The sequence below is a fragment of the Candidatus Cryosericum odellii genome, assembly GCF_003570935.1.
Taxonomy (GTDB): domain Bacteria; phylum Caldisericota; class Caldisericia; order Cryosericales; family Cryosericaceae; genus Cryosericum; species Cryosericum odellii.
On the sequence record NZ_QXIU01000206.1, the window covers coordinates 1 to 3,067 of the forward strand.

The window sequence follows — 3,067 nt, forward strand, 5'->3', positions numbered from 1 at the left end:
GCGCCAGCACGAGCGCTCCAATGACGAACGCAGCCAGGACGCCGAGAATCCCGCTAAGAGTCTGTTTCCGCATGTGCAGCATCCTTTTTTCCCCCGAGCATATAGTACCCGACCTCTTCACCATTCGTCGCGTCCGTGGCAAGGTCCGCGACCACGTCGCCCTGGCACATGACGACGATGCGGTCGGCCACCATGAAGAGTTCGTCGAGGTCGGCCGATATCAACAGGACAGCCCGTTTCTTGCTTCGCAGGGCCAGGAGCAGCTGATGGACATATTCGATGGAACCGACGTCCAAGCCTCGCGTCGGCTGGTCCATAAGGACGAACGGCGTTTCCAGCAATAGCTCACGACCAAGAATCACCTTCTGCTGGTTGCCTCCCGACAGCGAATGGAACGGATCCGATAAGTGCCCCATGTTGACAGCAAACTGGTCTCGAATCTGATCAACAAACTCGGCTGCATGCCGGTAGTTGAGTCCAAGCCCCTTCCACGTGCGAAACCGTGGGTCAAGGATGTGGTGTGTCATAATGGCATCCTCCAAAATGGACGCCGCCAAACTCGCACCCATCTTTCCTCTGTCCTGAGGAACGAACGCAATCAGCGTCCGTCTGGTCAGGATGTCGGCATGCGTAATATCCTTCCCCTTCACCTCAAGTGTCCCTGATGTCATTGGGACCAGACCCATAATTGCGTTCACCAGCTCGAACTGGCCGTTCCCCTCGACGCCGGCCACTCCCACGATCTCGCCGGCACGCACTTCGACGTTTGCGTCATGCAGTCTTGCGCGATGCTCGGTGTCGCTGCAATTCAGCCCTTGCGCACGGAAGACGATCTCTCCGGGTTCCTGAGGCTGGCGCCGCGATGTGAACAGGACCTCTCTTCCCACCATCTGCCGAGCCAGATCCTCTTTCGTGAGCTTAGACGCAGCGGACGTACCTACGATCTTGCCACGCCGCATGACGGTCACCCGATCGCTCAAGGTCAGGACCTCGTCCAGCCGGTGAGATATGAAGATGATCGTGTGTCCTTTGTCCCTGAGACGCGCCAATTCGGTAAACAGCTGGGGGATCTCCTGAGGTGTCAGAACCGCCGTCGGCTCGTCCAGAACAAGCACGGAGACATTCCGGTAGAGTAGTTTGAGGATCTCGACCTTTTGGCGTGCAGCCACCGAGATATCTCCTACCAGTGTGTCAGGATCCAAGTTGAACTGAAACTCCTCGATCTTCTGGCGCACTGCTTCACGCGCCCTATGAACATCGATTGTCCCGAAAGCGCTGACGGGCTCGGCGCCCAGGACGATGTTCTGCCATACCGTGTACTCCGGAATGAGCAGGATCTCCTGGTGCACCATACCTATCCCGGCGGCAATCGCTTCACGTGGCGTCCTGAATTCGACCTTGGCACCCCTGAAGAAAATGTCCCCTGCGTCTCGGCGCTCGAGGCCATAGAACACCTTCATGAGCGTGCTCTTCCCAGCTCCGTTCTCTCCGACCAGCGCGTGGATCTCGCCGGATTCAAACGATACCGACACGTCAGCAAGCGCGACGGTGTCCGGGGGAAACACCTTGGTGATGTGCTGCAGGTCGATCAGGACGTCACGTGCCACAAACAGCCCGTCCTACTGGTACTTGGTGACCGCGAGCGTACCGTCGATGATCTGCTGACGGACTTTACTGATGCGATCGAGAATGCTCTGCGGAAGAACTTGCACCTTCGCCTCGGTCACCAAATCAACAGTACCAGTATTCATACCGTACTTCAGAACTTGACCCGGCTTGTACGTGCCGTCCTTGATCGTCTTGTAGACATCTTCGATGGTCTTGCCCACGTCCTTGATGTCCGATGCGATGACGTAACCGGGTTCGATATCGTTCTGATTCGTATCGACGCCGATTGCGTACAGACCACGCTCCTTGGCTGCCTGCAGAACACCAAGGCCGGTTTCAGAAGCTACCTGGAATACCACATCGCATTTCTTGTCATAGAGACTAAGGGCGGCCTGCTTGCCTTTGGCCGGGTCATCCCAAATGCCAGCGAGCACGACGCGCTCGACCTTGATGGCCTTGTCAATATAATGCACACCGTCCTCATAGGCCTTTACAAAAGCCATCACGACGGGATCATCCGCCGCTGCGACAACGCCGACGACCTTGTCGGCGTTGACATTCTTGATGCTCATATCTGTCGTTGTAAGACCGGCACAGACGCCCGCGAGAAACGCACTCTCTTCTTCGATGTACTTGATGGAGGTTATCGTGTTCTTGCTGTTCTGAACGATCGTGTCGATGTTGACGAAGATCTTGTCTGGATACTTGTCAGCCATCGCTTTCAGGTTGTCCTCGAACGCATAGGAAATGACGAACACGACGTCGCTGTATTGTGCAGCAGCCTCCAATCCGGGCTCGTACTTGCCTGCATCGAAGTTGCACTCGATCGTTCTGGTCTCGACTCCATACTGGCTCTTGATATTGTCGATCCCTTTCTGGCCAGAATCGTAGAACGCATTGTCGCCAAGGGCTCCATTGATGAGGTAGACGACTTTGTCGGTCTTAGGACCAGTTGCTGTCGGCTTGCAACCGGAAAATGACAGGCCTATGATCATGAGCGCAAGCAATATACACAGTATTCTCTTCATGTCGACTCTTCTCCTTTGTCCTTCAGATCTGCTGCTCTGGGCATCCAGTCTTCCTTGCGCAGCCTTGCCTCAAGAAACGCAGTCACTTCCACTTCGTCCGGCATCGATTGCTGAGCACCCGGCCGCGTTACCGTAAGCGCACCCGCAGCCATCGCCCAGTAGAGCGCCATGTCGGGGTCAAACCCCAAGTCTATCGACGCGGCAAATGCTCCCTGAAAAGAATCGCCTGCAGCAGTCGTATCGACCGATACCACCGAAAAGGCGGGCACCTCAGGACTCTCGAACGCGCCAACCGCAAATGCACCCTTTTCTCCCCGCTTCACGACGACGGTCCGTGCGCCCAAGCCCAGAAGGACTGCTGCAGCCTCTTTGAGATCGGTGGTTCCGGCAAGCGCACGTGCCTCACCCTCGTTCGGCATGAGGTAGTCCAC

At 56.4% G+C, this 3,067-nt stretch carries 3 protein-coding genes; all 3 read right to left on the reverse strand.

Annotation, left to right across the window (positions count from 1 at the left end; all coding sequences use genetic code 11):
- Nucleotides 1–53: 53 nt before the first annotated feature.
- Entirely contained in the window at nucleotides 54–1,607 is a 1,554-nt protein-coding gene (locus SMC5_RS08290) for an ABC transporter ATP-binding protein (RefSeq protein ID WP_207799166.1), read from the reverse strand.
- Between the two features lie 12 nt (nucleotides 1,608–1,619).
- Nucleotides 1,620–2,636: a BMP family ABC transporter substrate-binding protein gene (locus SMC5_RS08295; protein WP_119088109.1), complete on the reverse strand. Its 1,017-nt coding sequence runs from the start codon at nucleotides 2,634–2,636 to the stop codon at nucleotides 1,620–1,622.
- Nucleotides 2,633–3,067: PfkB family carbohydrate kinase (locus SMC5_RS08300; protein ID WP_243625032.1), on the reverse strand; the 435-nt coding region annotated here is incomplete at its 5' end. The genes SMC5_RS08295 and SMC5_RS08300, both read right to left, overlap by 4 nt.

Excerpts from the sequence above, each read along its gene's own strand:
- SMC5_RS08295 (WP_119088109.1), bottom strand. The coding sequence starts at position 2,636 with ATGAAGAGAATACTGTGTATATTGCTTGCGCTCATGATCATAGGCCTG.